Here is a 24,132-nt window from a genome sequence, read left to right on the forward strand (position 1 = left end):
GATGGAATTCATCTATCAGGCTTCGGTCTGGATCGTCCCGGTCATCCTCGCGATCACGCTCCATGAGGCGGCGCACGCCTGGGTCGCCCAGAAGCTGGGCGACGACACGGCCCAGCGCCTCGGCCGGGTGACGTTCAATCCGATCGCCCATATCGACCGCTTCGGCACGATCATAGTGCCGGGCCTTCTGCTGCTGATGAATGCCGGCTTCCTTTTCGGCTGGGCGAAGCCGGTGCCGGTCAATTTCCGCCGCCTGCGCAACCCCCGGCGGGACATGGTGCTGGTCGCCGCCGCGGGTCCGGCGATCAACATCGCCATCGCCATCTTCTCCGCCTGGCTGCTGCGGTGGCGCGGATTGCTGCCGGACGCGGCGATCGACTGGGCGCAAAACGCGCTCTACGCGTCAGTGGTCATCAACGTCATCCTGGCGGTCTTCAACATGCTGCCCCTGCCGCCGCTCGACGGCGGACGGATCGCCGTCGGCCTGCTGCCGGCCCCGCTGGCCCGGCCGCTCGCACGGCTGGAGCGGTACGGGTTCATCATCCTGCTGGGCTTCCTGTTCCTGCTGCCCTGGGTCGGCGCGCAGATGGGCCTGGACCTCAACCTGTTCGGCCGCCTGATTCTGGAGCCGACACTCTGGATCATATCGTTCATCATGGGGCTGATGGGTTTCGGCGGCTGAGGACGACGGCTCGCATGGAAGAGGATTTCGAGGACCCCAGGGACGGCTTGCGGGGCGACGACGACGCATTCGTCCTGCGGCTGGAATCCTATGAGGGTCCGATCGACGCCTTGCTGGAGCAGGCGAGGGAGCAGAAGGTCGACCTGACCCAGATCTCCATCCTGGCGCTGGCCGACCAGTATCTGGGCTTCATCGAACGGGCGCGGGCGCTTCGGCTGGAACTGGCGGCCGACTATCTGGTGATGGCGGCGTGGCTGGCCTATCTGAAATCCCGCCTGCTGCTGCCGCCGGAAGAGGATGACGACGAGCCGTCGGGCGAGGAGCTGGCGGCGGCGTTGGCCTTCCAGCTCCAGCGGCTGGAGGCGATGCGGGAGGCCGGGACGAGGCTGATGGCGCGTCCGATGGTCGGCCGCGACTGGTTCGCCCGTGGGGAACCGCCGCCCGACCTGGTCGTTCGCACCACGGTCTACGACCTCTCTCTCTACGACCTTTTGAAGGCTTATGGGGGCATCCAGCGGCGCAACGTCGGCGGCGGCGCGCTGCACATCCAGGCCTCCAACCTCTATTCCACCGAAGCGGCGCTGGAGCGGCTGACGGTGATGCTTGGCCGGGTCCCCGGCTGGACGACGCTCTTCAGCTTCCTGCCCGCCGACCTCAAGGACCCGCTCCAGGTCCGGTCGGCCATCGCCTCCCATTTCTCCGCCTCGCTGGAACTCGCCAAGGCCGGAAAGGTGGCGATCCGGCAGGACGGGGCTTTCCAGCCGATCTTCCTGAAAAGGACGGAAGAGCCATGACCGACTCCGGAGACAACATCATCCATCTGGCGAGACCGTCCATGCCGGAAGGAATGGCGGACCAGGTGCGGGTGGTGGAGGCGCTGCTGTTCGCCTCGCCGACGCCGATGGACGATTCGGCGATCAGGGACAGGCTGCCGGCCGATGCCGATCTGGCGGCGATCATGAACGCGTTGGAGCAGCATTATCACGGCCGCGGCGTGACCCTCGCCCGGGTTGCCGGCGGCTGGGCTTTCCGCACCGCGCCCGACCTGACGGCCCGGCTGAAGATCGAGATCCCGGCCAACCGGAAGCCCAGCCGCGCGGCGGTCGAGACGCTGGCCATCATCGCCTACCATCAGCCCGTGACCAGGGCTGAGATCGAAAGCATCCGCGGCGTCGCCACCAGCCGGGGAACCCTCGACGCGCTGATGGAGATGGGCTGGGTCAGGCCCGGCCGGCGGCGCATGACCCCCGGAAAGCCGCTGACCTGGATCACGACGCCCGCCTTCCTCGACCATTTCGCGCTCGGCTCGATCAGCGAGCTTCCGGGCGTGGAGGAGTTGAAGGCGGCCGGTCTGCTCGACAGCCGCCCCGCCGTCGTGACCCTGCCGGGCGGCCGGGCAGGGGAGGAAGCTGAGGAGGACGGGGAAGGCGACGAGGATGAGTGAGCGGCGCCTTTTCCAGTTTTGCCCGCTAAACCATTGACATAAAATCACAAATCAGTTCGGTGATACGAACCGGCAATCGTTGCGGGGGGGCACCCTTTCTGCCATTATCCCGGCCCGAGGGAGGGCTGGCGCGGGAAATGCCGGCTGAAGAGCGGAGTCGTCTTCAATGAGCATCGGTATCTGGCAGGTCGTCCTTATCCTTTTGATCGTCCTGATCATCTTCGGCGCGGGCAAGCTGCCGAAAGTGATGGGCGACGTCGCCAAGGGCGTGAAGAACTTCAAGTCCGGCCTGAAGGACGAGGAAGACACGCCGGAAGGGCGGAAGATCGAGGGCGAGAACGTCGTGCCCCCGACGGCTCGCTCCACCGAGAAGGATGAAACGACCTCCAGGACGCCCTGAGCTTGACGACCATGACCGCTGGAGCGTGGCGGCCAGGTCCGTCGCGAGCGTGGATCCCCGAACATGTTTGATATCGGATGGCCTGAACTTGCCGTCATCATAGTGGTCGCCCTGGTGGTCATTGGCCCCAAAGACCTGCCCAAGGCGCTCTACACCGTCGGCAAATGGGTCCGCGCCGCCCGCAAGGTCACGGGCGACTTCCAGCGCCATGTCGACGACATGATGCGCGAGACCGAGCTGGACGAAATGCGCAAGACCGTCCAGAAGGCGGGCCAGCTCAACATCAAGAAGCAGATCGAGGACAGCATCGACCCGGAGGGCGAGCTGAAATCGACGCTCGGGACGAAGCCGGGCGGCGTCGCCAAGGCCTCCACCAGGACCGACAAGCCGAAATCCGACGGCGCAAAGCCGAAGACGCCACCGCCATCACCTGACGCCGCGCCGGAGACGGCCCCGCCCTCGGCCGAAGTCGACAAGCCCGCCACGGAGCCTGAAGGTTCGGCCTCCAAGGACTCGGGCCAAGACGCCGGCGACCGGCGCACTCCCGTTTCGCGCGCTTAGGAACTGACGCCCGTGCCCGCCTCATCCTCAGAGAACATCAACGACAAGCAGATGCCGCTGATCGACCATCTGGTCGAACTGCGGAACCGGTTGATGTGGGCCGTGGGCGCTTTGTTCATCGCCTTCCTGGTCTGCTACTTTTTCGCGTCGGACCTCTACGGTTTCCTGGTCCAGCCGCTGGCCGACGCCATGACCGGAGAGGGAAGGCGGCTGATCTATACCGGCCTGACGGAGGTGTTCTTCACCTACATCAAGGTCGCCTTCTTCGCCGCGTTCTTCTTCTCTTTCCCGATCGTCGCCGGGCAGCTCTACATGTTCATCGCGCCCGGCCTTTATAAGAACGAGCGTCACGCCTTCCTGCCGTTCCTGGTGGCGACCCCGGTGCTGTTCGTGACCGGCGCGGCGCTGGTCTACTACATGATCATCCCGCTCGCCTGGCGTTTCTTCCTGGGATTCGAGACGCCGGGCGGGCCGAACACGTTGCCGATCGAGCTGGAGGCGCGGGTCGGCGAATATCTGAGCCTCATCATGAAGCTCATCTTCGCCTTCGGCCTCGCCTTCCAGCTTCCGGTCGCGCTGACGCTGATGGCGCGGGCGGGGATCGTCACCGCCGACGGGCTGGCGAAGAAGCGGCGCTACGCCATCGTCATCACCTTCATCGTCGCGGCGGTTCTGACGCCGCCGGACATCATCAGCCAGGTCGGCCTCGCCGTGCCGATCCTGATTCTCTACGAGATCTCGATCTTCCTGGCCCGGATGATGGAAAAGAAGCGGGCGGAGCGCGAGGCGGCGGACGAGGCGGAAACCCCCGACGGTTGAGGCGCGGGGTGGATTCGATCCCCGGCGCGCCCTATAACCGGCGTCCCTGTCCCGCCCTCCTGATATCCAAGCTCCAGATACGCAAGCCTTGACCCATGCATGACATCCGCTGGATCCGCGAAGCGCCCGAAGCCTTCGACCGGGCGATGAAGCGCCGGGGGCTCGCCCCCCAGGCCGGCCGCATCCTCGGGCTGGACGAGACCCGCCGGTCCGTCCAGACGGAGTTGCAGGCCCTGCAGAGCCGCCGGAACGAGGCGTCGAAGCAGATCGGCCAGGTCAAGCGGGAAGGCGGCGACGCCCAGGCGCTGATGGACGAGGTTTCCGCGCTCAAGGACCGCATGGGCGCGCTGGAGGACGATCAGCGCCGGATCGAAGCCGAGGTGACGGCCGCTCTCTCGGAACTCCCCAACGCGCCGGCCGACGACGTGCCGGACGGGCCCGACGAATCGGCCAATGTCGAGGTCCGCCGGGTGGGCGAGCCGCGGCGGTCCAACTCGGCGCGGGAGCATTTCGAGCTGGGGGAGGCGCTGGGCCTGATGGATTTCGCCGGCGCGGCGAAACTCTCCGGCTCCCGCTTCGTCGTGCTGAAGGGCGCGCTGGCCAGACTGGAACGGGCGCTGGGTCAGTTCATGATCGACCTTCACGTGACCGAGCATGGCTATCAGGAGGTCGCGCCACCCTTCCTGGTGCGCGACGAGGCGCTCTACGGCACCGGCCAGCTTCCGAAATTCGCCGACGATCTTTTCCGGACCACCGCCGACCATTGGCTGATCCCGACGGCGGAAGTTCCGCTGACCAATCTGGTGGCGGGAGACATCCTCGACCTCGATTCGCTGCCGCTGCGCATGAGCGCGCTAACTCCCTGCTTCCGGTCGGAGGCGGGGGCCGCCGGGCGCGACACGCGCGGCATGATCCGCCAGCACCAGTTCCAGAAGGTGGAGATGGTGTCCATCACCACGCCGGAGCAGTCGGCGGCGGAGCTGGAGCGCATGATCGGCTGCGCGGAGGCGGTGCTGTCCCGGCTGGGGCTGGCCTATCGGGTGATGGCCCTTTCGACCGGCGACATGGGCTTTTCCGCGACCAGGACATACGATATCGAGGTCTGGCTGCCGGGGCAGAACGCCTATCGCGAAATATCCTCCTGTTCTGATTGCGGGGATTTCCAGGCGCGCCGGATGAACGCCCGCTGCCGACCGAGGGGCGAGAAGGGAACGCGGTTCGTCCATACCCTCAACGGTTCCGGCGTGGCGCTGGGCCGGGCGCTGATCGCGGTCATGGAGACCTACCAGCAGGAGGACGGCTCCATCACCGTCCCCGACGCGCTGCGCCCGCTGATGGGCGGGATCGAGATCATCCGACCGGAGCCCAGATAGGATCTTCATGGCCGACAACCGCCCCCCGCGCATCCTGCTCAGCAACGACGACAGCATCCATGCCAACGGCTTCGCCGTGCTGGAGAAGATCGCCGCCCAGATATCCGACGACGTCTGGGTCTGCGCGCCGGAGACGGAGCAGTCGGCCGCCAGCCATTCCCTGACCATCCACCGCCCGCTCAGGCTGCGGAAGCTGGGGGAGAAGCGCTTCGCCGTCGACGGCACGCCGACCGATTGCGTGCTGCTGGCGGTCAACCACATCATGAAGGATTGCAAGCCGGACCTCGTCCTGTCCGGCGTCAATCACGGCCGGAACATCGCGGAGGATGTGACCTATTCCGGCACCATCGCCGCGGCGATGGAGGCGACCCTGCTGGGCATCCGCGCCATCGCTCTCAGCCAGGAACTGCCCTACGACAAGGCGCCGGACTGGTCGGCGGCGGAGAAGTGGGGGCCGGAGGTGGTGCGTCGGGCGATGGCCGTCGATTGGCCGCCCCAGGTCCTGGTGAACGCGAACTTCCCCGCGCGCTCCGGCGACCAGGTGGCGGGCATCAAGGTCGTGGCGCACGGCAACCGGAAGATCGGGGACGAGCTGGTGGAGCGGAAGGACCCGCGCGGCCGCTCCTATTTCTGGATCGGCACCAGCCGGAACGACGATCTGATCCCGGACAACACCGACAGCCACGCCATTTCCGAAGGCCATGTGTCGGTGACGCCGCTCTATCTCGACCTCACCCATTACGACACGATCGGACGATTGAAGAAGGCGTTTTCTTGAGCATCGAGGCACGAAAGATCCGGCTTCTGATGCAGCTTCGGAAGTCGGGGGTGACCGATACCAGGGTGCTGGGCGCGATCGAGCGGGTGCCCCGGGAGATCTTCGTGCCGGAGACGTTCCACGATCAGGCCTATGAGGACATGGCGCTGCCGATCGGCATGGGCCAGACGATCAGCCAGCCTCTGATCGTCGCGTTGATGACCCAGGCGCTGGAGGTCGGCGACCGGCACAAGGTGCTGGAGATCGGCACCGGCTCAGGCTACCAGGCGGCCGTCCTGGCGCGCCTCTGCCGACGGCTCTACACCATCGAGCGGCACAAGCCTCTTCTGGACGTTGCGCAACAACGTTTGGCCCAAATGCGTATACATAATGTGACGGCGAAAGCGGGAGACGGCACGAAGGGATGGCCCGAACAGGCGCCTTTCGAACGCATCCTGGTCACGGCCGCCCATGGCGGCATTGAGGCCCCGAAGGCTTTGACCGATCAGTTGGGGGTTGGTGGGATCATGGTGATTCCGATGGGCAGCGAGCGGCGCAAGCAGCGCGTCGTCCGTTTCCGCCGGTCGGACGCCGGTATCGAGCGGGAGGATCTGTGGCCGGTACGCTTCGTTCCATTGCTGCCGGACGAACCGGAAGGGGACGCTTCGGCGGCGCATCGGGAATAGCCGCGCTGGCGCTTGCTCTGCTGGTTGCGGCTTGCGGGCCGCTGCCCCAGGGACCGCGGGTAGCCTCCGGCGGCGGCGTGATTGTCGTCGAGAGGGGGGACACGCTCTACGGCCTCTCCCGCGAATATGGCGTGGATTTCCAGGATCTGGCGCGGGCGAACGGCCTGCTGCCGCCCTACCTGATCTATGTCGACCAGCGGCTTCGCCTTCCCGGCGGCGGCGCGCAGGTCGCGTCAGGTGGCCGGCCGCCCTTCAGCCCGCCGCTGCCGCCGCCCCAGTCCAACCCGGACATTTCCATCGTTCCCGAACCGCCCGTCCTCGGCGCGCCGGAGCCCGAGCCGCTGGATGAGGAAGCGCAACCCGCGCCCGTCATCACGACAGCGCCGGTGGACGAGGTGGTCGCGACGCCTTCGGCGCTGGTTGTCCCGGAAACGCCGGACCCGCCGCCGCGCGCGGGGGCGAAGTTCCAATGGCCGCTGGTCGGCGAGGTGATCTCCGCCTTCGGCGCGAAGGATGAAGGCACCCGCAATGACGGCATCAACATCGCCGCGCCAGAGGGCACGCCCGTCCGCGCCGCGGAGAACGGCATCGTCGCCTATGCCGGGAACGAGCTTCGCGGCTTCGGCAATTTGATCCTGATCCAGCATGAGGATGGCTGGGCCACGGCCTATGCTCATAACGGCCGTATACTGGTCGAACGCGGGCAGCGGGTCTCCCTCGGCGACACCATCGCCACCGTGGGGTCGACCGGCGGGGTCGACAGGCCGCAACTCCATTTCGAGATCAGGCAGGGCACCACCGCCACGAACCCCATTGAAAACCTGCCGCCTTTGGTGACGTCGGGTTAGGGAGTCCGCGCCGTCGTCCCGCGCACGACCAGTTCGGTCGGCAGCACCAGCGATTCCGCAGCGGTTTCCGTATTGAGCAGCATCCGGGCGGCTGCGGCCGCTTTCTCGACCAGCGGCTGGCGGATCGTCGTCAGGCCGGGGTCCACTCGGGACGCTATCGGGATATCGTCGAAGCCGACGATCGATAGATCCTCCGGTACGCTGAGACCGAGGGACCGGGCAGCCTTCATCGCGCCGATCGCCAGCCGGTCGCTCATCGCCAGCAGGGCGGTGGGGCGGTCGGGCTCGCGCAGCAGCCTCAGCGCGGCGTCGACGCCCGACTGCTCCTGATTGCCGCAGCATTCCTCGATCGCCCAGCTTTCGGCCGGCAGCCCCGCCGCCTTCAGCGAATCCTCATAGCCCAGGATGCGCTTGAGGGAGATCGGGAACGCGACATCGTTCCGCCGCTCCTCCGTCACCGGTCCGGCATAGCCGTCATTCCGGAGTTCCAGTCCGATAATCCCGAACCTGCGGTGCCCGAGGTCGAGGAGATGGCGCGCCGCGACGGCGGCGGCGGCCCGATCGTCGATGCCCACGCTGGGTACGCCGGGAATCGTCCCCAGATCGACCGACACCACCGGCAGCCGTCGTTCCAGGACGGCGTCGACGATAGGATGGTCCCGCGACAGGCAATAGATGATGAAGCCGTCCACGGCTGCCGCCCGGATGGTCGCCCGCGCGCTGTCCGGGTTGCTGGCCGGCGTCACCAGGATGCTGTGGCCCGCTTCCTCGCAGACCTTGGCGACGCCCTGGAGGAAGGCGATTGAGGCCGGATCCTCGAACGCGTAGGAAAGCGAATCCTCGAACACGAAGCCGATCGCCTCCGCCCGGCCGGTCCGCAGCATCCGCGCCATCGGGTTGGGGCCGGGATAGCCCAGCGCCTTCGCCGCCTCCATCACCTTGTCGCGCAGTTCGGTGGAAAGCTGGTCCGGCCGGTTGAAGGCATTTGAGACGGTAGTGCGCGATACGCCGAGCGCCGCCGCGACATCGTTGAGGGTAGGGGCCGGCTTCGCCGGATTGCGGGAGGTCTCGCTCATTCAGGCACTAGGCCGCGAACCGTCCGATAATTCAAGCCGCCTCCATCTTGAACGATACAGAAGGAGCGTGCATATTGAACTGAATGCATTCAGAAGCCTTTCGAGAAAGGAGGATGACCATGAGCGGACTCGTTCCCCTTCTGGCGGTGACGCCGAGACTGCTGGCCCTCTGGTGGCGCCGTGCATATGACCGTCAGCGCATGGCCGCGCTCCCCGACCGCCTGCTGGCGGATGCGGGGCTGGACCGCGAGATGGCGGAGGCCGAGGCGGCCCGGCCATTCTGGCGGCCTATCGGCGGGACTGCAGCCGCGCCCGCCGAGGCAGGTCGCAAGGACACACAGGGGGAAGCTGCCCCGGCGACTGCTGTTCGACCCGATGCAATACCGGCGGCTTGACTCTTCATGTACATTAGTACATAGATACCAACATGAAATCGGGTCCAGAGCGCGTCCAGACCGGAATCCGGATTGAGAAACGTCTGCTGAAAGTCCTGAAGGGGCTTGCGGAGCATCTGGAAATCTCGGTCGGTGATCTGATCGAGGGTATCGCCCTGCATAGTTTTGAGAATAAGACACCATTTTCAGCGGAGACCATCTCGAAGATCGAACAACTGAAGGAAGTCTATGATCTGGATTGGACTGCCGAGGAAAGCCACAGGTTCAAAGAGGCCGAGCCATGAACGATCCTGCCGGATATTCGGACCTGACCCGCGCATTTGAAGCCCATGAGATTGACAATGCGGCCTTCCGTCATGCCGAGCACGTCACGGTCGCGTTTGGTCTCCTGAAGAGGTACGACTTCATTGATGCGGCCGCCATCTATGCAAGAGGCATTCGTACACTTGCCTCAAAGGCGGGCGCTCCCGGCAAGTTCAACTTGACGATCACCTATGCGTTCATGAGCCTGATCGCCGAACGCATGGCGGGGAGCGCCTGTGACGATGCTGAGAGGTTCATCCAGGACAACCCCGACTTGATGTCCAAGGACATTCTGGCGAAGTGGTACGCTCCGGATCGGCTGCACTCGGACATCGCCCGCAGCACGTTCCTGATGCCTGTGGCTTCCAAGGACGGATTGGCGGAAGTCGGTCAGGGACGCATGGGAGCCGCGTCACCGCTATACTGATGGGCTTCCGCCTGCCGTTATCCGGCTTCGCTTGGCGCCGGCCGAAATTCGTTAGACGATTCCGTCGCGAGGCTGACGGCGTAGATGGCGAGCAGCGAGGCGAAGAAGCCTGGAATGATCTCGTAGACGCCGGGACCGCCAAGGAAGCTCGCGTTCCAGCCGAGTTGGATCCAGACCCCGACGGTGACCGCTCCGACGACAAGGCCCGCGACTGCGCCGGCCCCTGTCATCCGCTGCCATGTGAGCGAAAGGAGGATGAGCGGACCGAACGCGGCGCCGAAACCCGCCCACGCGTTTGCCACGAGACCCAGCACCTGCGATTCCGGATCGGCGGCGATGAAGGCCGCGACGATCCCGACCAGCAGGACGGAGAGCCGACCGATCATGACAATCTCTTTCTCGGGCGCTTCCTTGCGCAGGAAGAGGCGGTAGAAATCCTCCGTCAGCGACGATGAGGATACGAGAAGCTGGCTGGAGATGGTGCTCATGACCGCGGCGAGCAGCGCGGCGAGCAGGAAGCCCGTGATCAGTGGGTGGAACAGCAATTCCGCCAGGATGATAAAGATCGTCTCGGGGTCGTCGACCGGCAGGCTGTTACGCTCGGCGTAGGCGCGGCCGAAAATGCCCACGCACACGGCGCCGATGAGGGAGATGATCATCCAGCCCATGCAGATATTTCGCGCCGCCGGAACGTCTTTCACGCTGCGGATCGCCATGAAGCGGACGATGATATGAGGCTGGCCGAAATAGCCGAGCCCCCAGGTGACGGCCGAAAGAAAGCCTATGACGCCGAGGCCGCTTGTCCACGACAGGAAGTCCGGATCGACCGAGCGTAGCGTCTCCGCCGCCTGATCGAACCCGCCGCCGCCGCTGCCGGTCAGGATCACGATCGGCATGATGACGAGCGCCAGCATCATGATGCAGCCCTGGACGAAATCGGTGAGACTGACCGCCAGGAAACCGCCGATGACCGTATAGACAAGGACGACCCCAAGGGTCAGCCAGATGCCGATGGAATAGTCGCTCATGCCCGGCCATCCGATGAAATCGGCGAACGCGGTTTCAAACAGCTTTCCGCCGGCGACGAGGCCTGACGCGGTATAGACCACAAAGAACACGACGATGATGACGGCCGATACGGTCCGGAGCGCCAGAGCCTTGCTCGGGAACCGGTTGGCCAGGAATTCCGGGATGGTCAGGCTGTTGTCGTAGCGCGCGGTCTGCTCACGCAAGCGCGGCGCGACGACAATCCAGTTTGCCAGCGCTCCGACGGTAAGACCGATGCCGATCCAGGCCTCGACGAGGCCGCTTACATAAAGGGCGCCGGGGAGCCCCAGCAGAAGCCAGCCGCTCATGTCGGAGGCGCCGGCGGAGAGCGCGGCCACCGGAGGGCTGAGCTGACGGCCGCCAAGCATGTATTCTTCAGAACTGGAGGTCGACTTACGCCAGGCGTAGAAGCCGATAAGGAGCATAAGCACGAAATACGCGGTCAGGCTGATCCAGACGCCCACTGCCATATCGACCTCCATCGTTCCTCAACTGAGGATAGCATCTTTCGGCGAGAGGCGCGCGGAGATCACTCCGCGGCCAGCCTTTTCCCCAGCCTGCCGGCCAAATCCTGGATGAACTGCCAGGCGACTCGGCCGGACCGCGCGCCGCGCGTGATCGACCATTCCCGCGCCTCGGCGTGCAGCGCCTCCTTCTCGATCGGCAGCCCATAGGCTTCGGCGTAGCCGTCGATCATGGCGAGGTAGGTTTCCTGATTGCAGCCATGGAACCCAAGCCACAGCCCGAACCGGTCGCTGAGGGAAACCTTCTCCTCAACCGCCTCGCCGGCGATGATGGCGGTGGAGCTTTCATTCTCGATCATGTCGCGGGCCAGCAGGTGCCGGCGGTTGGAGGTGGCGTAGAAGATCACGTTGGCCGGACGGCCTTCGATCCCGCCTTCCAGCACGGCCTTCAGCGATTTGTAACTGGCGTCGTTCTGGTCGAAGGACAGATCGTCGCAGAACAGCACGCAGTTCCGGTCCGATTCCCGCAGGATGGAGAGCAGGCGGGGCAGGGAGACCAGGTCCTCTCGATGGATCTCGATCAGCGCCAGCGCGTGCGGACTGCGGGCGTTGACGGTTGCGTGGATCGCCTTGACCAGGGAGCTTTTTCCCATGCCCCGCGCGCCCCACAGCAGCGCGTTGTTCGCCGGTAGCCCGGCCGCGAAACGCTCGGTGTTCTCCAGCAGCAGATCGACCTGGAGATCCAGCCCCTTCAGGAGGTCAAGGGGGACGCGGCTCACCTCCTCGACCGGGTCCAGCCTTCCTTCCTCCGCATGCCATACGAAGGCGTCCGAGGCGGCCATGTCGGTGGTCTTCGGCGGCGGCGGGGCGAGCCTTTCCAGGGCATCGGCGATCCGCGAAAGCAGGCTTTCCAGCGCCGGGTCCGTCATCGTCTGTTCTTTTCCTGAGAGCGGGGATGAGCGGGCGACCCTATCACAGCGATTCCATGGCTGGAAATGGCCCCGCATCGCCGCTGACGGGTGGTTTCCATTGCAAGTCGCCGAAGGGTGGCTATAGTGCGCGCGATCCGGCGGGGCCGGTCGTACAAGGAGTTGATTTATGTTCGTTTCCGAGGCTTTCGCCCAGTCCGCCGGTGGCGCCGCGGGCGGCGGCAATATGATCATGCAGTTTCTGCCGCTGGTCCTGATCTTCGTCGTCTTCTATTTCCTGCTGATCCGTCCGCAGCAGAAGAAGATGAAGCAGCATAAGGAGATGCTGGCATCGGTTCGGCGCGGCGATCGCGTGGTCACCGGCGGCGGCATCATCGGCCAGGTCGTCAAGGTCGGCCAGGACGACGAGCTGACGCTGGAGATTTCCGATGGCGTGCGCGTCAAGGCGCTCCGCTCCACCATCAGCCTCGTGCTGGCGAAGACGGAGCCGGCGAAGGCCCGCGCCGCCGCGGAGGACGATGTCGAAGATTCGGACGCCGATTCCGTGCCGCCGCCGCCCCCGGCGGAAGAGCGCAAGGGCTTGAACAAGTTCCTTCCCCGGAAGTGAGTTTGATGTGGGCCGTCGCCATGGCGGCCCCGGCAGGGTGCGAAGGGCGCTGAATTCATGGTTTATTTCGCGAAGTGGAAGGTCATCCTCGTCCTTCTGGTCTGCGCGCTCGGGATCATTTACGCGGCGCCCAACCTGCTCAGCCGCGAACAGGTGGTTTCCTGGTCCGAGGAGTTGCCGGGCTGGCTGCCGGTGCGGCAGGTCAATCTCGGCCTCGACCTCCGCGGCGGTTCGCACCTTCTCCTGGAAGTCGACTATCGCGCCGTCATCACCGAACGGATGGAATCGCTGGTCGACACGCTGCGCGGGGAATTGCGGGCGGCCGATGTCGGCTATACCGATCTCGGCCTGCGGGGCGCCGACGGCGTAGGGCTGACCCTGACCGATCCCGCGACCGCCGACCAGGTCCGGGAGATCGTGCTGGGGCTCGATCCCACCTTCGACGTCCAGATCGAGGATGGCCAGGTCACCGTGCGGTTCTCGCAGGCCGCCGTCGAGCAGCTTCGCGACAGCGCCATCAGCCAGTCGATCGAGATCGTCCGCCGGCGCATCGACGAGTTGGGCACCAACGAACCCAACATCCAGCGCCAGGGCGAAAGCCGCATCCTGGTCCAGCTTCCGGGCGTCGACGACCCGGAGCGGGTGAAGGACCTGTTGGGCCAGACGGCGCGGCTGACCTTCCATCTGCTAGATGAGAACACCTCCCTGTCACAGGCCCTGTCGGGGAACGTCCCCGCCGGGTCCGAAGTCCTGCCCGGCAATGAGGTCGGCCCGGATGGGGAGCCGCTGCGCCAGTACGTCGTCCGCCGCCGGGTGATGGTGAGCGGGGAGACGCTGGTCGACGCTCAGCCGACTTTCCAGCAGGGGCAGCCGGTCGTCAGCTTCCGCTTCGACAGCGTCGGCGCCAGCCGATTCGGCGACGTGACGTCGGAGAACGTCAACCGGCAACTCGCCATCGTGCTGGATGAAAGGGTCATCAGCGCACCCGTCATCCGGGGTGCGATCCTCGGCGGCAGCGGCGTGATCGAAGGCAGCTTCACGGTGGAGCAGGCGAACGATCTGGCGCTGCTGCTGCGCGCCGGCGCACTGCCCGCGCCGCTGACGGTGCTGGAGGAAAGGACGGTCGGTCCTGGGCTGGGTGCGGACAGCATCGAGGCGGGCGCGATCGCCAGCGTCATCGGCCTCGTCGGCGTCCTCATCTTCATGGTGATCGCCTACGGCCTGTTCGGGGTTTTCGCCAACATCGCGCTGCTGTTCAACCTGGCCCTGCTGATCGCCGTCCTGTCGGCGCTTCAGGCGACGCTGACGCTGCCGGGCATCGCCGGCATCGTGCTGACCATGGGCATGGCGGTCGACGCCAACGTGCTGATCTTCGAACGCATCAGGGAGGAGATGGCCTCCGGCCGGTCCCCGATCTCCGCCATCGACGCCGGCTTCAGCCGGGCGCTGACCACGATCATCGACAGCAATCTGACGACTCTGATCGCCGCCATATTGCTGTTCGCGCTGGGCTCCGGCCCCGTCAAGGGCTTCGCCGTGACGCTGGCGCTGGGCATCCTGACATCGATGTTCACCGCGATCATGGTCACCCGCCTGATCGTCGTCACCTGGCTGCGCCGCACCCGCCCGAAGGCGATCCCGATCTAGGAGGCGGCGGGGCATGGATGTCACGCCCATTATCCCCGGCGACCGGCAGGTCATAGACAGCTACTGGCCGGGCCATTTCCGCGTTTCAGGTCAGGTTCATGGAGGGCCGATCATCGTCTTTCCGGACCGGACGGTCGGCTGGTCCGTGACCGATGTCTCAGGCTTGGACGCCGAAGCGTTCCGACCGCTGGCCGGCGGTGACGTGGAAGTCCTCCTGCTGGGCTGCGGGTCGAAGATCGCGTTCCTGCCGCCTTCGCTCAGAAGGGCGCTCAAGGAGGAGATGGGCGTCCATGTCGACAGCATGGACACAGGCGCGGCCTGCCGGACCTATAACGTGCTGCTGGCCGAGGGCCGCAGGGTCGCCGCAGCGTTGATCCCGACGGTAGATTGAACCGGGGCGACTGAAACGAAACGGGGGGCCGCGAAGACCCCCCGACGATCCGATCCGGCGATGCCGGCGGGATCACGCGGCTTTCGAATAAAGCTCCGCGACATACTCCCAGTTCACGAGGTTGTTGATGAAGGCCTCGAGGTATTTGGGCCGCGCGTTGCGGTAGTCGATGTAGTAGGAGTGCTCCCACACATCCACGCCCAGAAGCGCCGTCTTGCCGTGGGCCAGCGGGTTCTCCGCGTTCGGCGTCTTCATGACGGTCAGCTTCCCGCCATCCAGCGCCAGCCATGCCCAGCCGCTGCCGAACTGTCCGGCGCCGGCGGCCTGGAAGTCCTGCTTGAACTTGTCGACGCTGCCGAAATCCTCGACGATCTTCTTCTCAAGCTCGCCGGGGATCGACCCGCCGCCGTTCGGCTTCATCCAGTTCCAGAAATGGAGATGGTTCCAGTGCTGGCCGGCATTGTTGAAGACGCCCTGCTTGGAGGCGTCGCCATAGCTTTCCTTGACCACCTCCTCAAGGCTCTTGGACGCCAGCGGCGTGTCCTTGACCAGGTTGTTCAGGTTGACGACGTAGGTGTTGTGGTGCTTGTCGTGGTGATACTCCAGCGTCTCGGCCGACATGTACGGGCCAAGCGCGTCCTTGGAGTAGGGAAGATCGGGAAGTTCGAAAGCCATGTGAGCCCCTCGTTTTTCGTTCGGGTGATGTAATGGTGGCTACGAGGCAGAAATATGCCTCCCGCGCCCTCTTTTGAAGGGCGCGTGCGTCTGCCGGTCGCTTTTAGCAAGGTCCCGTACCCGACGAACCCCTCCGCCGAAATATCGTTCCTCTTCACTCGATCTCCTGGAAGCCAATGGCCGCCCGATCAACGCCGGAAACCGACAGCCTATCTCCCTGTGGCCGCATCGCCCGCGACCTGGATCGCGACCGGTACCTGACGGCGGTGATCGCCCCGCCGGAGATTCGGGAGGCGCTGTTCGCGCTCTACGCCTTCAATGTGGAGGTTGCGAAGACCAGGGAGATGGTCAGCGAGCCGATGATGGGGCAGATCCGCCTGCAATGGTGGCGCGACAGCATCGACGGCATCTACGAAGGAAACGAACGCCGGCACGAAGTCGTGACGCCGCTGGGCGAGGCGGTCCGCCGGCACGGCCTGGATCGGGACGGATTCCTCCGCATCATCGATTCCAGGGAGCGGGATCTGGCCGACGCGCCGCCGACGACCCTGGCGGAGCTGGAGCGCTATGCGGACGACAGCGCCGGGACGCTTCTTCTGCAGGCCCTGCGGATCGCGGCCCCCGGATCGCCGGACGAGGCGGAAAAGGCCGCCCGTGGCATCGGAGCCGCCTGGGCGCTCATCGGCATCGCGCGCGCCGTTCCTTTCCTGGCGCAGTCGCGGTCGACCCTGCTGCCCGACGACCTCGTCGCGGAGGCCAGGGTGGACAAGGGGCTGCTGTGGGAGTTGAAGCCTCATCCCGGCCTCTTCCGCGCGGTGGAGATCCTGTGCGCGAAGGCGTCCGAGCGGCTGCGGGCGGCGAGGGCCGTCCGCCGGGATATCCCGAAGCCCGCCCTGCCGGTCCTCCGCTCCACGGCGATCCTGGACAGCCATCTGAGGGTGCTGCGGCGCGCCGGGCATAATCCGTTCGACGCGCGGGTGGTGCTGGGCAGCCCGCTCCGGCAATGGCGGCTGATGGTCTACGCGCTGTCGGGTCGGTACTGACCGCTCAGGCCGCTTCGGCCGGCCGGTCCAGCCATCGATCGAGATCGGCCAGCGCGCGAGAGGTATAGGCCCGCTTGCGGTCGCGCCCCTTGATTTTCCGCTGGCCCGCCGGGATCTCCGGTTCCGGGAACAGGCCGAAATTCACGTTCATCGGCTGGAACGTCTCCGCCTCCGCCCCGCCGGTGATGTGGGAGAGAAGGGCCCCCAGCGCCGTCGTCGCCGGCGGGAAGGACAAGGGCGTCCCCAGCCGTTCGGCGGCGGCGAAGCGCCCGGCCAAGAGGCCGATGGCCGCGCTCTCCACATAGCCTTCGACCCCCGTCACCTGTCCGGCGAAACGCAGGCGGGGCATGGCCATCAGCCGCAGGGAGCCATCCAGCACCTTGGGGCTGTTCAGGAAGGTGTTCCGGTGCAGCCCGCCCAGCCGCGCGAACTCCGCATTCTCCAGCCCCGGGATCATCCGGAGGACGCGGGTCTGGTCGCCATACTTCATCTTGGTCTGGAAGCCGACGAGGTTGTAGAGCGTGCCCAGCGCATTGTCCTGGCGAAGCTGGACGACTGCCCAGGGCCGCTCCTCGCTATGCGGGTTGGTCAGGCCGACCGGCTTCATCGGGCCGTAGCGCAGCGTGTCCGGTCCGCGAGAGGCCATCACCTCGATCGGCAGGCAGCCCTCGAAATAGGGTGTGTCCTTCTCCCACTCCTTGAACTCGGTCTTGGGCGCGTCCAGCAATTCCTGGAGGAACGCCTCATACTGCTCCCGGCTCATGGCGCAGTTGATGTAGTCCTTGCCGGTGCCGCCCGGTCCCGGCTTGTCGTAGCGGGACTGGAACCAGGCGCGCGACATGTCGATGCTGTCTCTGTGGACGATCGGCGCGATGGCGTCGAAGAAGGCCAACTCCGCCTCCCCGGTCAGCGCCCGGACGGCTTCGGCCAGGCTGGGGGAGGTGAGGGGGCCGGTCGCGACGATGACGCTGTCCCATGCCTCCGGCGGCAGCCCGCCGACCTCGCCGCGTTCCACCGTCACCAGCGGATGGGCGGTCAGCCTCTCGGTGACCTGGCGGGAGAAATCGTCCCGGTCGACCGCCAGCGCGCCGCCCGCCGGCACCTTGTGCGCGTCGCCGCTGGCGATGATGATCGAATCGCAGCGGCGCATCTCCTCATGCAGCAGGCCGACGGCGTTCTGTTCGGCATCGTCCGACCGGAAGGAGTTTGAGCAGACAAGCTCCGCGAACCCCTCCGTCTGATGCGCCTCGGTCATGCGGACCGGCCGCATCTCATGCAGCGTGACGGGCACGCCCGCCTGCGCCAGTTGCCAGGCTGCCTCGCTGCCGGCCAGGCCGCCGCCGATCACGTGAACGGGGGTCATCTCTGTCTCTCCTGAAAGCATGCGCCACACATAGCGAAGGCGCCGGGCGGGCGCAACGCGGCGGGAGGTTTTCCATAACCGTTGACGGGCGGGACGGGGCCTGTCACGATTCCCGTCTGCTTGTCCTTCCGGAGGAAACCGGGCCATGAAACGGCTGCTCGCCTGTCTGGCATGGATTCCGCTGGCGGTTTTGATGGCCGCGTCGCCGACGCTCGCCGCCGATCCGCAGATACTGGGCGTCATCGCCAGCGCCGATCCCATCCCCTTCACCTGCGACGACCGGGAATGCACGGTCGAAATCTCCACCTTCTGCCTCCAGGCGCAAAAGCCGGTGCCGGAGGAGGGAACTCCCTACCGCCTTGCCTCCGCCGGGGGCTTCGCCCTCGTCGATCGTGACGGCGGCATGGCGTCGCCCGTGGCGCTGACCGCTGCGGCAATGCGCTTCAACGCCGCGCGCGCCAATCGCGCCGTGACCGTGTCCATAGATCGGGAGATTGTGGATCGCCTGGGACTGCAGGACGCGGCGCTGGTGGTCGGCGAAAGCGTATCGCTGGTACCTGACAGCCTACTGGACCGGTCAGCCGAACCCGCCATAGCGCGAGAGATCGAACTGACGACGGGCCCGCTGCGCCAGGTCGGCGTCACCTATGTCGACAAGGCGGGGCCGTCGATCGCCGCCGTCCGGACGCTGGGCGTCTGGCTCAATACCGTACCGGACACGCGACGCGGCGACCTGCCGGACCGCACGGTGCTGCTTTCCGCCGTCGCCGGGTCGGAAACGGAGGGCGACGCAATCGCGCGGACCGTCTTCGCGCGGTGCGACGATCCGGGCAGCGGCTTCATGAATTTCCGCCAATGCCTCGCCTCCCACCACGACCACCTGCTGGACCCGGCCAACAGGGCCTATTGGGCGGCGGTGGGGACGGGAAGCTGACCACCCCCTCACCTTGAGCCTGTCGAAAGGTGTGGGCACACATGGTTCGACAGGCTCACCATGAGGGAAGGGGCGAAGATTTTCCCTTGTTGGTCATTCCGGACTTGATCCGGAATCCATAGGCCATCGCCGCCTCACCGGCCGCGAAGAACGGGCGCGGTCCCGCTTCCATCGACACCGTATGGATGCCGGTGAGGTCCGGAATGACGAGCTTTTTGAGTCAGGCCCGCTTCAGCGTCTCGGCGCGTTCGATGTAGGGCGCCAGATACTGGCCGGTATAGCTTCGCGGCTCCTCCACGATCGCGTCCGGCGGGCCAGCGGCCACGATCTCGCCGCCGCCGTCGCCGCCTTCCGGCCCCAGGTCGATGATCCAGTCCGCGGTCTTGATGACCTCCAGATTATGCTCGATCACCACGACCGTATTGCCCTGATCGACAAGCTGATGCAGCACTTCAAGAAGCTTCCGCACATCCTCGAAATGCAGGCCGGTCGTGGGTTCGTCCAGGATGTAGAGCGTCTTGCCCGTCGCCCGGCGCGACAGCTCCTTGGACAGCTTCACCCGCTGCGCCTCGCCGCCTGACAGGGTGGTCGCCGACTGGCCGATCTTGACGTAGCTGAGGCCCACCCGCGACAGGGTCTCCATCTTGTCCCGGATCGACGGCACGGCCTTGAAGAACTCCGCCCCTTCCTCGACCGTCATATCAAGAACGTCGGCTATCGATCTGTCGCGATAGTGGATTTCCAGCGTCTCGCGATTGTAGCGCTTGCCCTTGCAGACATCGCACTGGACATAGACGTCCGGCAGGAAATGCATCTCGATCTTGATGACGCCGTCGCCCTGGCACGCCTCGCACCGCCCGCCCTTGACGTTGAAGGAGAAGCGGCCCGGCCCGTAGCCGCGCGCCTTGGATTCCGGCAGCCCGGAGAACCAGTCGCGGATGGGCGTGAAGGCCCCGGTATAGGTCGCGGGGTTGGACCGCGGCGTGCGGCCGATCGGCGACTGGTCGATGTCGATGATCTTGTCCAGGTACTCCAGCCCCTCGATCCGGTCATGGTCGCCCGGATGCTCCCGCGCGCCGTTCAACTGCCGCGCCAGGGACTTGTAGAGCGTCTCCACGATCAGCGATGATTTGCCGCCGCCCGACACGCCGGTCACGCAGGTGAAGGTGCCCAGCGGGATTTCCGCCGTCACGTTCTTCAGGTTGTTCGATCGCGCGCCGACGACGCGGATGACGTGCTTCTTCCTGTTCTTCCGCCGCTTCTCCGGCACCGGGATCTGCTTCGCGCCGCTCAGATACTGGCCGGTCAGGCTGGCCGGGTTCGATATCACCTCCTGCGCCGCGCCCTGGGCGATCACCTCGCCGCCATGGACGCCGGCGCCCGGGCCCATATCGACCAGATAGTCGGCCGCCCGGATCGCGTCCTCGTCATGTTCGACCACGATGACCGTGTTGCCCAGGTCGCGCAGCCGACGGAGCGTCGCCAGCAGCCGGTCATTGTCGCGCTGGTGCAGCCCGATCGACGGTTCGTCCAGCACGTAGAGCACGCCCGTCAGCCCCGACCCGATCTGCGAGGCCAGCCGGATGCGCTGGCTCTCCCCGCCGGACAGCGATCCGGATCCCCGGCTCAGGGTCAGGTAGGACAGGCCGACGGAGGTGAGGAAGCCCAACCGCTCGTTGATCTCCTTCAGGATGCGGTAGGCGATCTCCTGGTCCTTCGCGGACAGCTTGTCGTTCAGCCCTGCGAACCATTCCGCCACCTGGCCGATCGACATCTCCGCGACCTGGGAGATGTTCAGCATCCCGACCTTCACCGCCAGCGCCTCCGGCTTCAGCCGCAGCCCGCCGCAGGCCTCGCAGGGCATCGCGCTCTGGTACTTGCCCAGCTCCTCCCGGACCCAGGCGCTGTCGGATTCGCGGAAGCGCCGCGCCATGTTCGGGATGATGCCCTCGAACGGCTTGGTCGTCTTGTAGGCGCGCAGCCCATCATCGTATTTCAGGGTGATCGGCGTCGTGCCGGTGCCGTACAGCACCTTCTCCCGCACCTCTTCGGGCAGTTCGCACCACGGCGTCCGGGTGGAGAAGCCGTAATGCTGCGCCAGGCTGTCCAGCGTCTGGAGGTAGTACTGGGAGGAGGAGTTGGCCCAGGGCGCGATCGCGCCCTGATAGAGGCTCTTGCCTTCGTCCGGCACCACCAGCATGGCGTCGAATACCAGCTTCTGCCCCAGCCCGTCGCAGGTCGGGCAGGCGCCGAACGGGTTGTTGAAGGAAAAGAGGCGCGGCTCGATCTCGTCGATGGTGAAGCCGGAGACCGGGCAGGCGAACTTGGCGGAGAAGACGGTGCGCTCCGCTGTCCCATCCTCGCCGGCATCGGCGTTCTCCGCGATGCAGAGCCCGTCCGCCAGCTCCAGCGCCGTTTCAATAGAATCGGCCAGCCGGTTGCCCAGCCCGTCGCGGACCACGATGCGGTCCACCACCACCTCGATATCGTGCTTGAGCTTCTTGTTGAGGGCGGGAACCTCGTCGATCTCATGAAGCGTTCCGTCGACCTTCACGCGCTGGAAGCCGCGCTTGCGAAGGTCCTGGAACTCCTTTTTGTATTCGCCCTTCCGGCCCCGGACGATCGGCGCCAGCAGGTAGAGCCGCGTACCCTCCGGCATCGCCAGGATGCGGTCGACCATCTGGCTGACCGTCTGGCTTTCGATCGGCAGCCCGGTGGCGGGAGAGTAGGGGACGCCCACCCGCGCGAACAGCAGCCGCATATAGTCGTAGATCTCCGTCACCGTCCCGACGGTGGAGCGGGGATTCCGGCTGGTTGTCTTCTGTTCGATGGAGATCGCCGGCGACAGCCCGTCGATCGAATCGACGTCGGGTTTCTGCATCAGCTCCAGGAACTGGCGCGCATAGGCCGACAGGCTCTCGACATAGCGCCGCTGGCCTTCGGCGTAGATCGTGTCGAACGCCAGGCTGGACTTGCCCGAACCCGACAGGCCGGTGATGACCACCAGGCTGTCGCGGGGCAGATCGACGTCGATATTCTTCAGATTGTGCTCGCGCGCGCCGCGGACACTGAGGTATTTGTTCATGACTTGTTCTTATCAGGGAAGCCCAATGCGGGGAAGGGGAGAAAAATGGGGCGGAAATTCCGGCCACTGAATATGGGTGAGCCGGGGCGGATTTTCGACTCCTCCTGCTGTATCAGCACTCACGCAACGGGTTGACGATCTGAAGCCCCGCGAAATCCCTCTCATTGTCCGTCACCACGACGCACTCGTTCGCGCCGGCGATGGCGGCGATGATCATGTCGAGCCCGCTTCGCGGCCGGCCGACGGATTTCCCGTCCACCATAAGCTGCGCCCAGATCAGCCCCGCTCTGTCGTCGAAGGGCAGGATACGGCCCGCGAACAGCGCTTGCGGCCCTTCCGGTCCGGAGAACCAGGCGTCGAGGGCGCCACGTTTCCTGCCGCGCGGCTTCTCCAGGATGCCGCGCCGGATTTCCGCAACGGTCAAGGAGGCGATGAACAGGTCTTCGTCCCGTTGCGCGGCCATCCATGCCAGCAATGGTTCCGACGGCTGCGGTTTGACGACATTGCTGATGATGTTGGTGTCGAGAAGGTAGCGGGTCACAGATCGACCTTGCGCCCCTCTTCATGCGCCCGGCTGAAGTCGAGATCGGAATCCACGAGCGGCGACCTGCGCAACGCGGCGAGGATGCCCCCTGTCCTGGGAGGCTCACCGGCGACAGCCCGGTCGACGATGGCGCGCAATCTGGATGCCTCCGCATCATCCTCGGCGAGGCGACGCGCCAATGACCGGAGGAGATCGCGGTCCGAATCGCGGCCAAGCACCTCGAAGCGCGCAAGGCCGCGCTCGGTCAGGCGAGAGCGGTAGTTCCGGACGGCGCGCCTCTGCGAAGTTCCCATCGATACCTCCAACGTCTATCCGGTAATATATCCTGAAATCGATGGAGAAGCAATCCGGGTAGCCATCTCGATCGGCGTCTCTCAGCCATTGGCCTTCCGGACTCATGATAGTAAGGTGCCGCCTCGTTCCCACCCTCAAAGACAAGCGCGAAGCACATGGCAGGAAGCGTCAACAAGGTCATTCTCGTCGGCAATCTGGGCCGCGATCCCGAAGTCCGCACCATGCAGTCGGGCGGGCGGGTCTGCAACCTGTCGCTCGCCACGTCGGAAAGCTGGAAGGACCGCAATTCCGGCGAACGGAAGGAGCGGACCGAATGGCACCGCGTCGTGGTGTTCAACGACGCGCTGGTCGGGGTGTGCGAGCGGTTCCTGAAGAAGGGATCGAAGATCTATATCGAAGGCCAGCTCGAGACCCGCAAATGGCAGGACCAGAGCGGCCAGGAGAAATATTCGACGGAAGTCGTGCTGCGCCCGTTCCGGGGCGAACTGACGATGCTCGACGGAAGGGGCGAGGGCGGCGGTGGCGGCTCCTACGACTCCGGGCCGGATTACGGCAGCAGCAGTGGCGGTCGCAGCGGCGGCTCCCAGGACCGCGACCGGTCGCCGGGCCCCGGCCCGATGAACGATCTGGACGACGAGATCCCGTTCTGACCTACCATTCCAGCGTCACCACGAAGGGCAGGTGGTCCGACGCGCTCCGGGCGCCTTCGGTCCGCCAGACCAGGCTTTCGGCGCGGTAGGGTTTCGGGGCGGCGTAGATCCGGTCGAGCGCGAAGACAGGCGTTCGCGACGGCCATGTACGGCCGTACCAGCCTTCGGGGAAGCGGCCGGTCAGTTGGCGGAGCCGCCGGTTGCTTCCCGGCAGCCACTCGTTCAAATCGCCAAGCAGCAGGATCCGGCCGCCGACCCCGCCCAGCCCGCCGATCAGCCGGTCGATCTGGACGCGCCGTTCCGCGCCCCTCAGCCCAAGATGGGTGGCGACGACGCGGATATCCCCCAGCGGCGTCTCCAACTCGACATCCAGCGCGCCCCTCGGTTCCCTCCGGTCCACCGACAGGTCGATCCGCCGGCTGCTTGCGACTGTGAACCGGGTGAACAGGGCGTTCCCGTACTCGCCGGTATGGTCGCGGATATTGCCGCCGGGCACGCCGGTCAGTCCGGTCTCCGCGGCGATCAGCTCGAACTGGTCCAGCCCGCCATGGCGCGGCCGGCGGGTATCGACTTCCTGCAGCGCCAATATGTCGGGGTCGATCGCCCTGATGACGCTGACGATCCTCATGGGATCGTAGCGGCCGTCCGTGCCGACAGCGCCATGGACGTTGTATGTCGCGATCCGCAA

At 65.8% G+C, this 24,132-nt stretch carries 28 protein-coding genes; 19 read left to right on the top strand and 9 right to left on the bottom strand.

Translation table 11 applies throughout. From position 1 onward, the window contains the following. Position 1: 1 nt before the first annotated feature. The 10 genes from AAFN89_RS00525 to AAFN89_RS00570 all read left to right on the top strand — a co-directional run bounded on the left by AAFN89_RS00525 (position 2) and on the right by AAFN89_RS00570 (position 7,570). Positions 2 to 682: a site-2 protease family protein gene (locus AAFN89_RS00525; RefSeq protein ID WP_347534803.1), complete on the top strand. Its 681-nt coding sequence runs from the start codon at positions 2 to 4 to the stop codon at positions 680 to 682. 14 nt (positions 683 to 696) lie between these two features. Beyond that, positions 697 to 1,476 carry a ScpA family protein gene (locus AAFN89_RS00530; protein ID WP_347534805.1) on the top strand — a complete coding sequence of 260 codons (780 nt, stop codon included), beginning with the start codon at positions 697 to 699 and terminating at the stop codon, positions 1,474 to 1,476. Between the two features lie 41 nt (positions 1,477 to 1,517). Further along, positions 1,518 to 2,126 (top strand): SMC-Scp complex subunit ScpB, encoded by a 609-nt coding sequence (locus AAFN89_RS00535; RefSeq protein ID WP_347535507.1) that lies wholly within the window; start codon positions 1,518 to 1,520, stop codon positions 2,124 to 2,126. A 166-nt stretch (positions 2,127 to 2,292) separates the two neighbouring features. Next, on the top strand, positions 2,293 to 2,526 hold the full coding sequence (gene tatA, locus AAFN89_RS00540; protein ID WP_347534807.1) for a twin-arginine translocase TatA/TatE family subunit: 234 nt from the start codon (positions 2,293 to 2,295) through the stop codon (positions 2,524 to 2,526). Between the two features lie 63 nt (positions 2,527 to 2,589). Then, positions 2,590 to 3,087 (top strand): Sec-independent protein translocase protein TatB, encoded by a 498-nt coding sequence (gene tatB / locus AAFN89_RS00545; protein WP_347534809.1) that lies wholly within the window; start codon positions 2,590 to 2,592, stop codon positions 3,085 to 3,087. Between the two features lie 51 nt (positions 3,088 to 3,138). Then, positions 3,139 to 3,906, top strand: coding sequence for a twin-arginine translocase subunit TatC (gene tatC, locus AAFN89_RS00550; RefSeq protein WP_347535509.1), 768 nt, complete (start codon positions 3,139 to 3,141; stop codon positions 3,904 to 3,906). Between the two features lie 95 nt (positions 3,907 to 4,001). Then, the gene (gene serS, locus AAFN89_RS00555; RefSeq protein WP_347534811.1) at positions 4,002 to 5,279 is read left to right on the top strand and encodes a serine--tRNA ligase; all 1,278 of its coding nucleotides are present in this window, start codon (positions 4,002 to 4,004) and stop codon (positions 5,277 to 5,279) included. Positions 5,280 to 5,286: 7 nt separating this feature from the next. After that, entirely contained in the window at positions 5,287 to 6,057 is a 771-nt protein-coding gene (surE, locus tag AAFN89_RS00560) for a 5'/3'-nucleotidase SurE (RefSeq protein ID WP_347534813.1), read from the top strand. Continuing rightward, positions 6,054 to 6,722, top strand: coding sequence for a protein-L-isoaspartate(D-aspartate) O-methyltransferase (locus AAFN89_RS00565; protein ID WP_347534815.1), 669 nt, complete (start codon positions 6,054 to 6,056; stop codon positions 6,720 to 6,722). Before surE ends, AAFN89_RS00565 begins: the two co-directional genes overlap by 4 nt. Positions 6,723 to 6,799: 77 nt before the next feature. Next, positions 6,800 to 7,570, top strand: coding sequence for a M23 family metallopeptidase (locus tag AAFN89_RS00570; RefSeq protein ID WP_347534817.1), 771 nt, complete (start codon positions 6,800 to 6,802; stop codon positions 7,568 to 7,570). Here AAFN89_RS00570 and AAFN89_RS00575 read toward each other — a convergent pair. Beyond that, positions 7,567 to 8,646, bottom strand: coding sequence for a LacI family DNA-binding transcriptional regulator (locus AAFN89_RS00575; protein WP_347534819.1), 1,080 nt, complete (start codon positions 8,644 to 8,646; stop codon positions 7,567 to 7,569). The genes AAFN89_RS00570 and AAFN89_RS00575 overlap by 4 nt on opposite strands. Positions 8,647 to 8,765: 119 nt before the next feature. Between AAFN89_RS00575 and AAFN89_RS00580 the strand changes: the two genes are divergently transcribed. The 3 genes from AAFN89_RS00580 to AAFN89_RS00590 are packed head-to-tail and all read left to right on the top strand — an operon-like array spanning position 8,766 to position 9,771. Then, positions 8,766 to 9,041 carry a hypothetical protein gene (locus AAFN89_RS00580; protein WP_347534821.1) on the top strand — a complete coding sequence of 92 codons (276 nt, stop codon included), beginning with the start codon at positions 8,766 to 8,768 and terminating at the stop codon, positions 9,039 to 9,041. 32 nt (positions 9,042 to 9,073) lie between these two features. Continuing rightward, on the top strand, positions 9,074 to 9,325 hold the full coding sequence (locus AAFN89_RS00585) for a hypothetical protein (protein WP_347534823.1): 252 nt from the start codon (positions 9,074 to 9,076) through the stop codon (positions 9,323 to 9,325). After that, positions 9,322 to 9,771: a hypothetical protein gene (locus AAFN89_RS00590; protein WP_347534825.1), complete on the top strand. Its 450-nt coding sequence runs from the start codon at positions 9,322 to 9,324 to the stop codon at positions 9,769 to 9,771. The genes AAFN89_RS00585 and AAFN89_RS00590 overlap by 4 nt, the downstream gene beginning before the upstream one ends. Before the next feature lie 17 nt (positions 9,772 to 9,788). On the opposite strand, the gene putP is transcribed toward AAFN89_RS00590, so the two are convergent. Further along, positions 9,789 to 11,288 (bottom strand): sodium/proline symporter PutP, encoded by a 1,500-nt coding sequence (putP, locus tag AAFN89_RS00595; protein WP_347534827.1) that lies wholly within the window; start codon positions 11,286 to 11,288, stop codon positions 9,789 to 9,791. A 59-nt stretch (positions 11,289 to 11,347) separates the two neighbouring features. Beyond that, complete coding sequence (locus AAFN89_RS00600; RefSeq protein WP_347534829.1) at positions 11,348 to 12,211, bottom strand: ATP-binding protein; 864 nt, start codon at positions 12,209 to 12,211, stop codon at positions 11,348 to 11,350. A gap of 169 nt (positions 12,212 to 12,380) precedes the next feature. Here AAFN89_RS00600 and yajC point away from each other — a divergent pair, with 169 nt between their 5' ends. From yajC to AAFN89_RS00615, 3 genes are read left to right on the top strand one after another with little or no spacing between them, the layout of a single operon-like run. Beyond that, entirely contained in the window at positions 12,381 to 12,818 is a 438-nt protein-coding gene (gene yajC / locus AAFN89_RS00605; RefSeq protein WP_347534831.1) for a preprotein translocase subunit YajC, read from the top strand. 57 nt (positions 12,819 to 12,875) lie between these two features. After that, a complete protein-coding gene (gene secD, locus AAFN89_RS00610) occupies positions 12,876 to 14,465 on the top strand; it encodes a protein translocase subunit SecD (protein WP_347534833.1) in 1,590 nt (529 codons plus the stop codon). Between the two features lie 13 nt (positions 14,466 to 14,478). Beyond that, positions 14,479 to 14,856, top strand: a complete 378-nt coding sequence (locus AAFN89_RS00615; RefSeq protein WP_347534835.1) for an Mth938-like domain-containing protein — start codon at positions 14,479 to 14,481, stop codon at positions 14,854 to 14,856. A 72-nt stretch (positions 14,857 to 14,928) separates the two neighbouring features. Here AAFN89_RS00615 and AAFN89_RS00620 read toward each other — a convergent pair whose 3' ends face one another. Next, a complete protein-coding gene (locus tag AAFN89_RS00620) occupies positions 14,929 to 15,531 on the bottom strand; it encodes a superoxide dismutase (protein WP_347534837.1) in 603 nt (200 codons plus the stop codon). A gap of 176 nt (positions 15,532 to 15,707) precedes the next feature. Here AAFN89_RS00620 and AAFN89_RS00625 point away from each other — a divergent pair, with 176 nt between their 5' ends. Further along, positions 15,708 to 16,574 (top strand): phytoene/squalene synthase family protein, encoded by an 867-nt coding sequence (locus AAFN89_RS00625; RefSeq protein ID WP_347534839.1) that lies wholly within the window; start codon positions 15,708 to 15,710, stop codon positions 16,572 to 16,574. A 4-nt stretch (positions 16,575 to 16,578) separates the two neighbouring features. Here AAFN89_RS00625 and trmFO read toward each other — a convergent pair whose 3' ends face one another. Then, positions 16,579 to 17,937, bottom strand: coding sequence for a methylenetetrahydrofolate--tRNA-(uracil(54)-C(5))-methyltransferase (FADH(2)-oxidizing) TrmFO (gene trmFO, locus AAFN89_RS00630; protein WP_347534841.1), 1,359 nt, complete (start codon positions 17,935 to 17,937; stop codon positions 16,579 to 16,581). A gap of 145 nt (positions 17,938 to 18,082) precedes the next feature. Here trmFO and AAFN89_RS00635 point away from each other — a divergent pair, with 145 nt between their 5' ends. Then, positions 18,083 to 18,871, top strand: coding sequence for a hypothetical protein (locus AAFN89_RS00635; RefSeq protein ID WP_347534843.1), 789 nt, complete (start codon positions 18,083 to 18,085; stop codon positions 18,869 to 18,871). A gap of 220 nt (positions 18,872 to 19,091) precedes the next feature. Here the strand turns inward: AAFN89_RS00635 and uvrA are convergent, their stop codons facing one another. The 3 genes from uvrA to AAFN89_RS00650 all read right to left on the bottom strand — a co-directional run bounded on the left by uvrA (position 19,092) and on the right by AAFN89_RS00650 (position 22,793). Next, positions 19,092 to 21,956, bottom strand: coding sequence for an excinuclease ABC subunit UvrA (gene uvrA, locus AAFN89_RS00640; RefSeq protein WP_347534845.1), 2,865 nt, complete (start codon positions 21,954 to 21,956; stop codon positions 19,092 to 19,094). A 112-nt stretch (positions 21,957 to 22,068) separates the two neighbouring features. After that, the gene (locus AAFN89_RS00645; RefSeq protein ID WP_347534847.1) at positions 22,069 to 22,497 is read right to left on the bottom strand and encodes a PIN domain-containing protein; all 429 of its coding nucleotides are present in this window, start codon (positions 22,495 to 22,497) and stop codon (positions 22,069 to 22,071) included. After that, on the bottom strand, positions 22,494 to 22,793 hold the full coding sequence (locus AAFN89_RS00650; protein ID WP_347534849.1) for a hypothetical protein: 300 nt from the start codon (positions 22,791 to 22,793) through the stop codon (positions 22,494 to 22,496). Before AAFN89_RS00650 ends, AAFN89_RS00645 begins: the two co-directional genes overlap by 4 nt. Before the next feature lie 156 nt (positions 22,794 to 22,949). On the opposite strand from AAFN89_RS00650, the gene ssb reads away from it, so the two are divergent. Continuing rightward, positions 22,950 to 23,444, top strand: a complete 495-nt coding sequence (gene ssb / locus AAFN89_RS00655) for a single-stranded DNA-binding protein (RefSeq protein ID WP_347534851.1) — start codon at positions 22,950 to 22,952, stop codon at positions 23,442 to 23,444. A gap of 1 nt (position 23,445) precedes the next feature. Here ssb and AAFN89_RS00660 read toward each other — a convergent pair whose 3' ends face one another. Then, complete coding sequence (locus AAFN89_RS00660) at positions 23,446 to 24,132, bottom strand: endonuclease/exonuclease/phosphatase family protein (RefSeq protein ID WP_347534853.1); 687 nt, start codon at positions 24,130 to 24,132, stop codon at positions 23,446 to 23,448.

Source organism: Inquilinus sp. CAU 1745, from assembly GCF_039839375.1.
Classification (GTDB): Bacteria; Pseudomonadota; Alphaproteobacteria; order DSM-16000; family Inquilinaceae; genus JBDOQU01.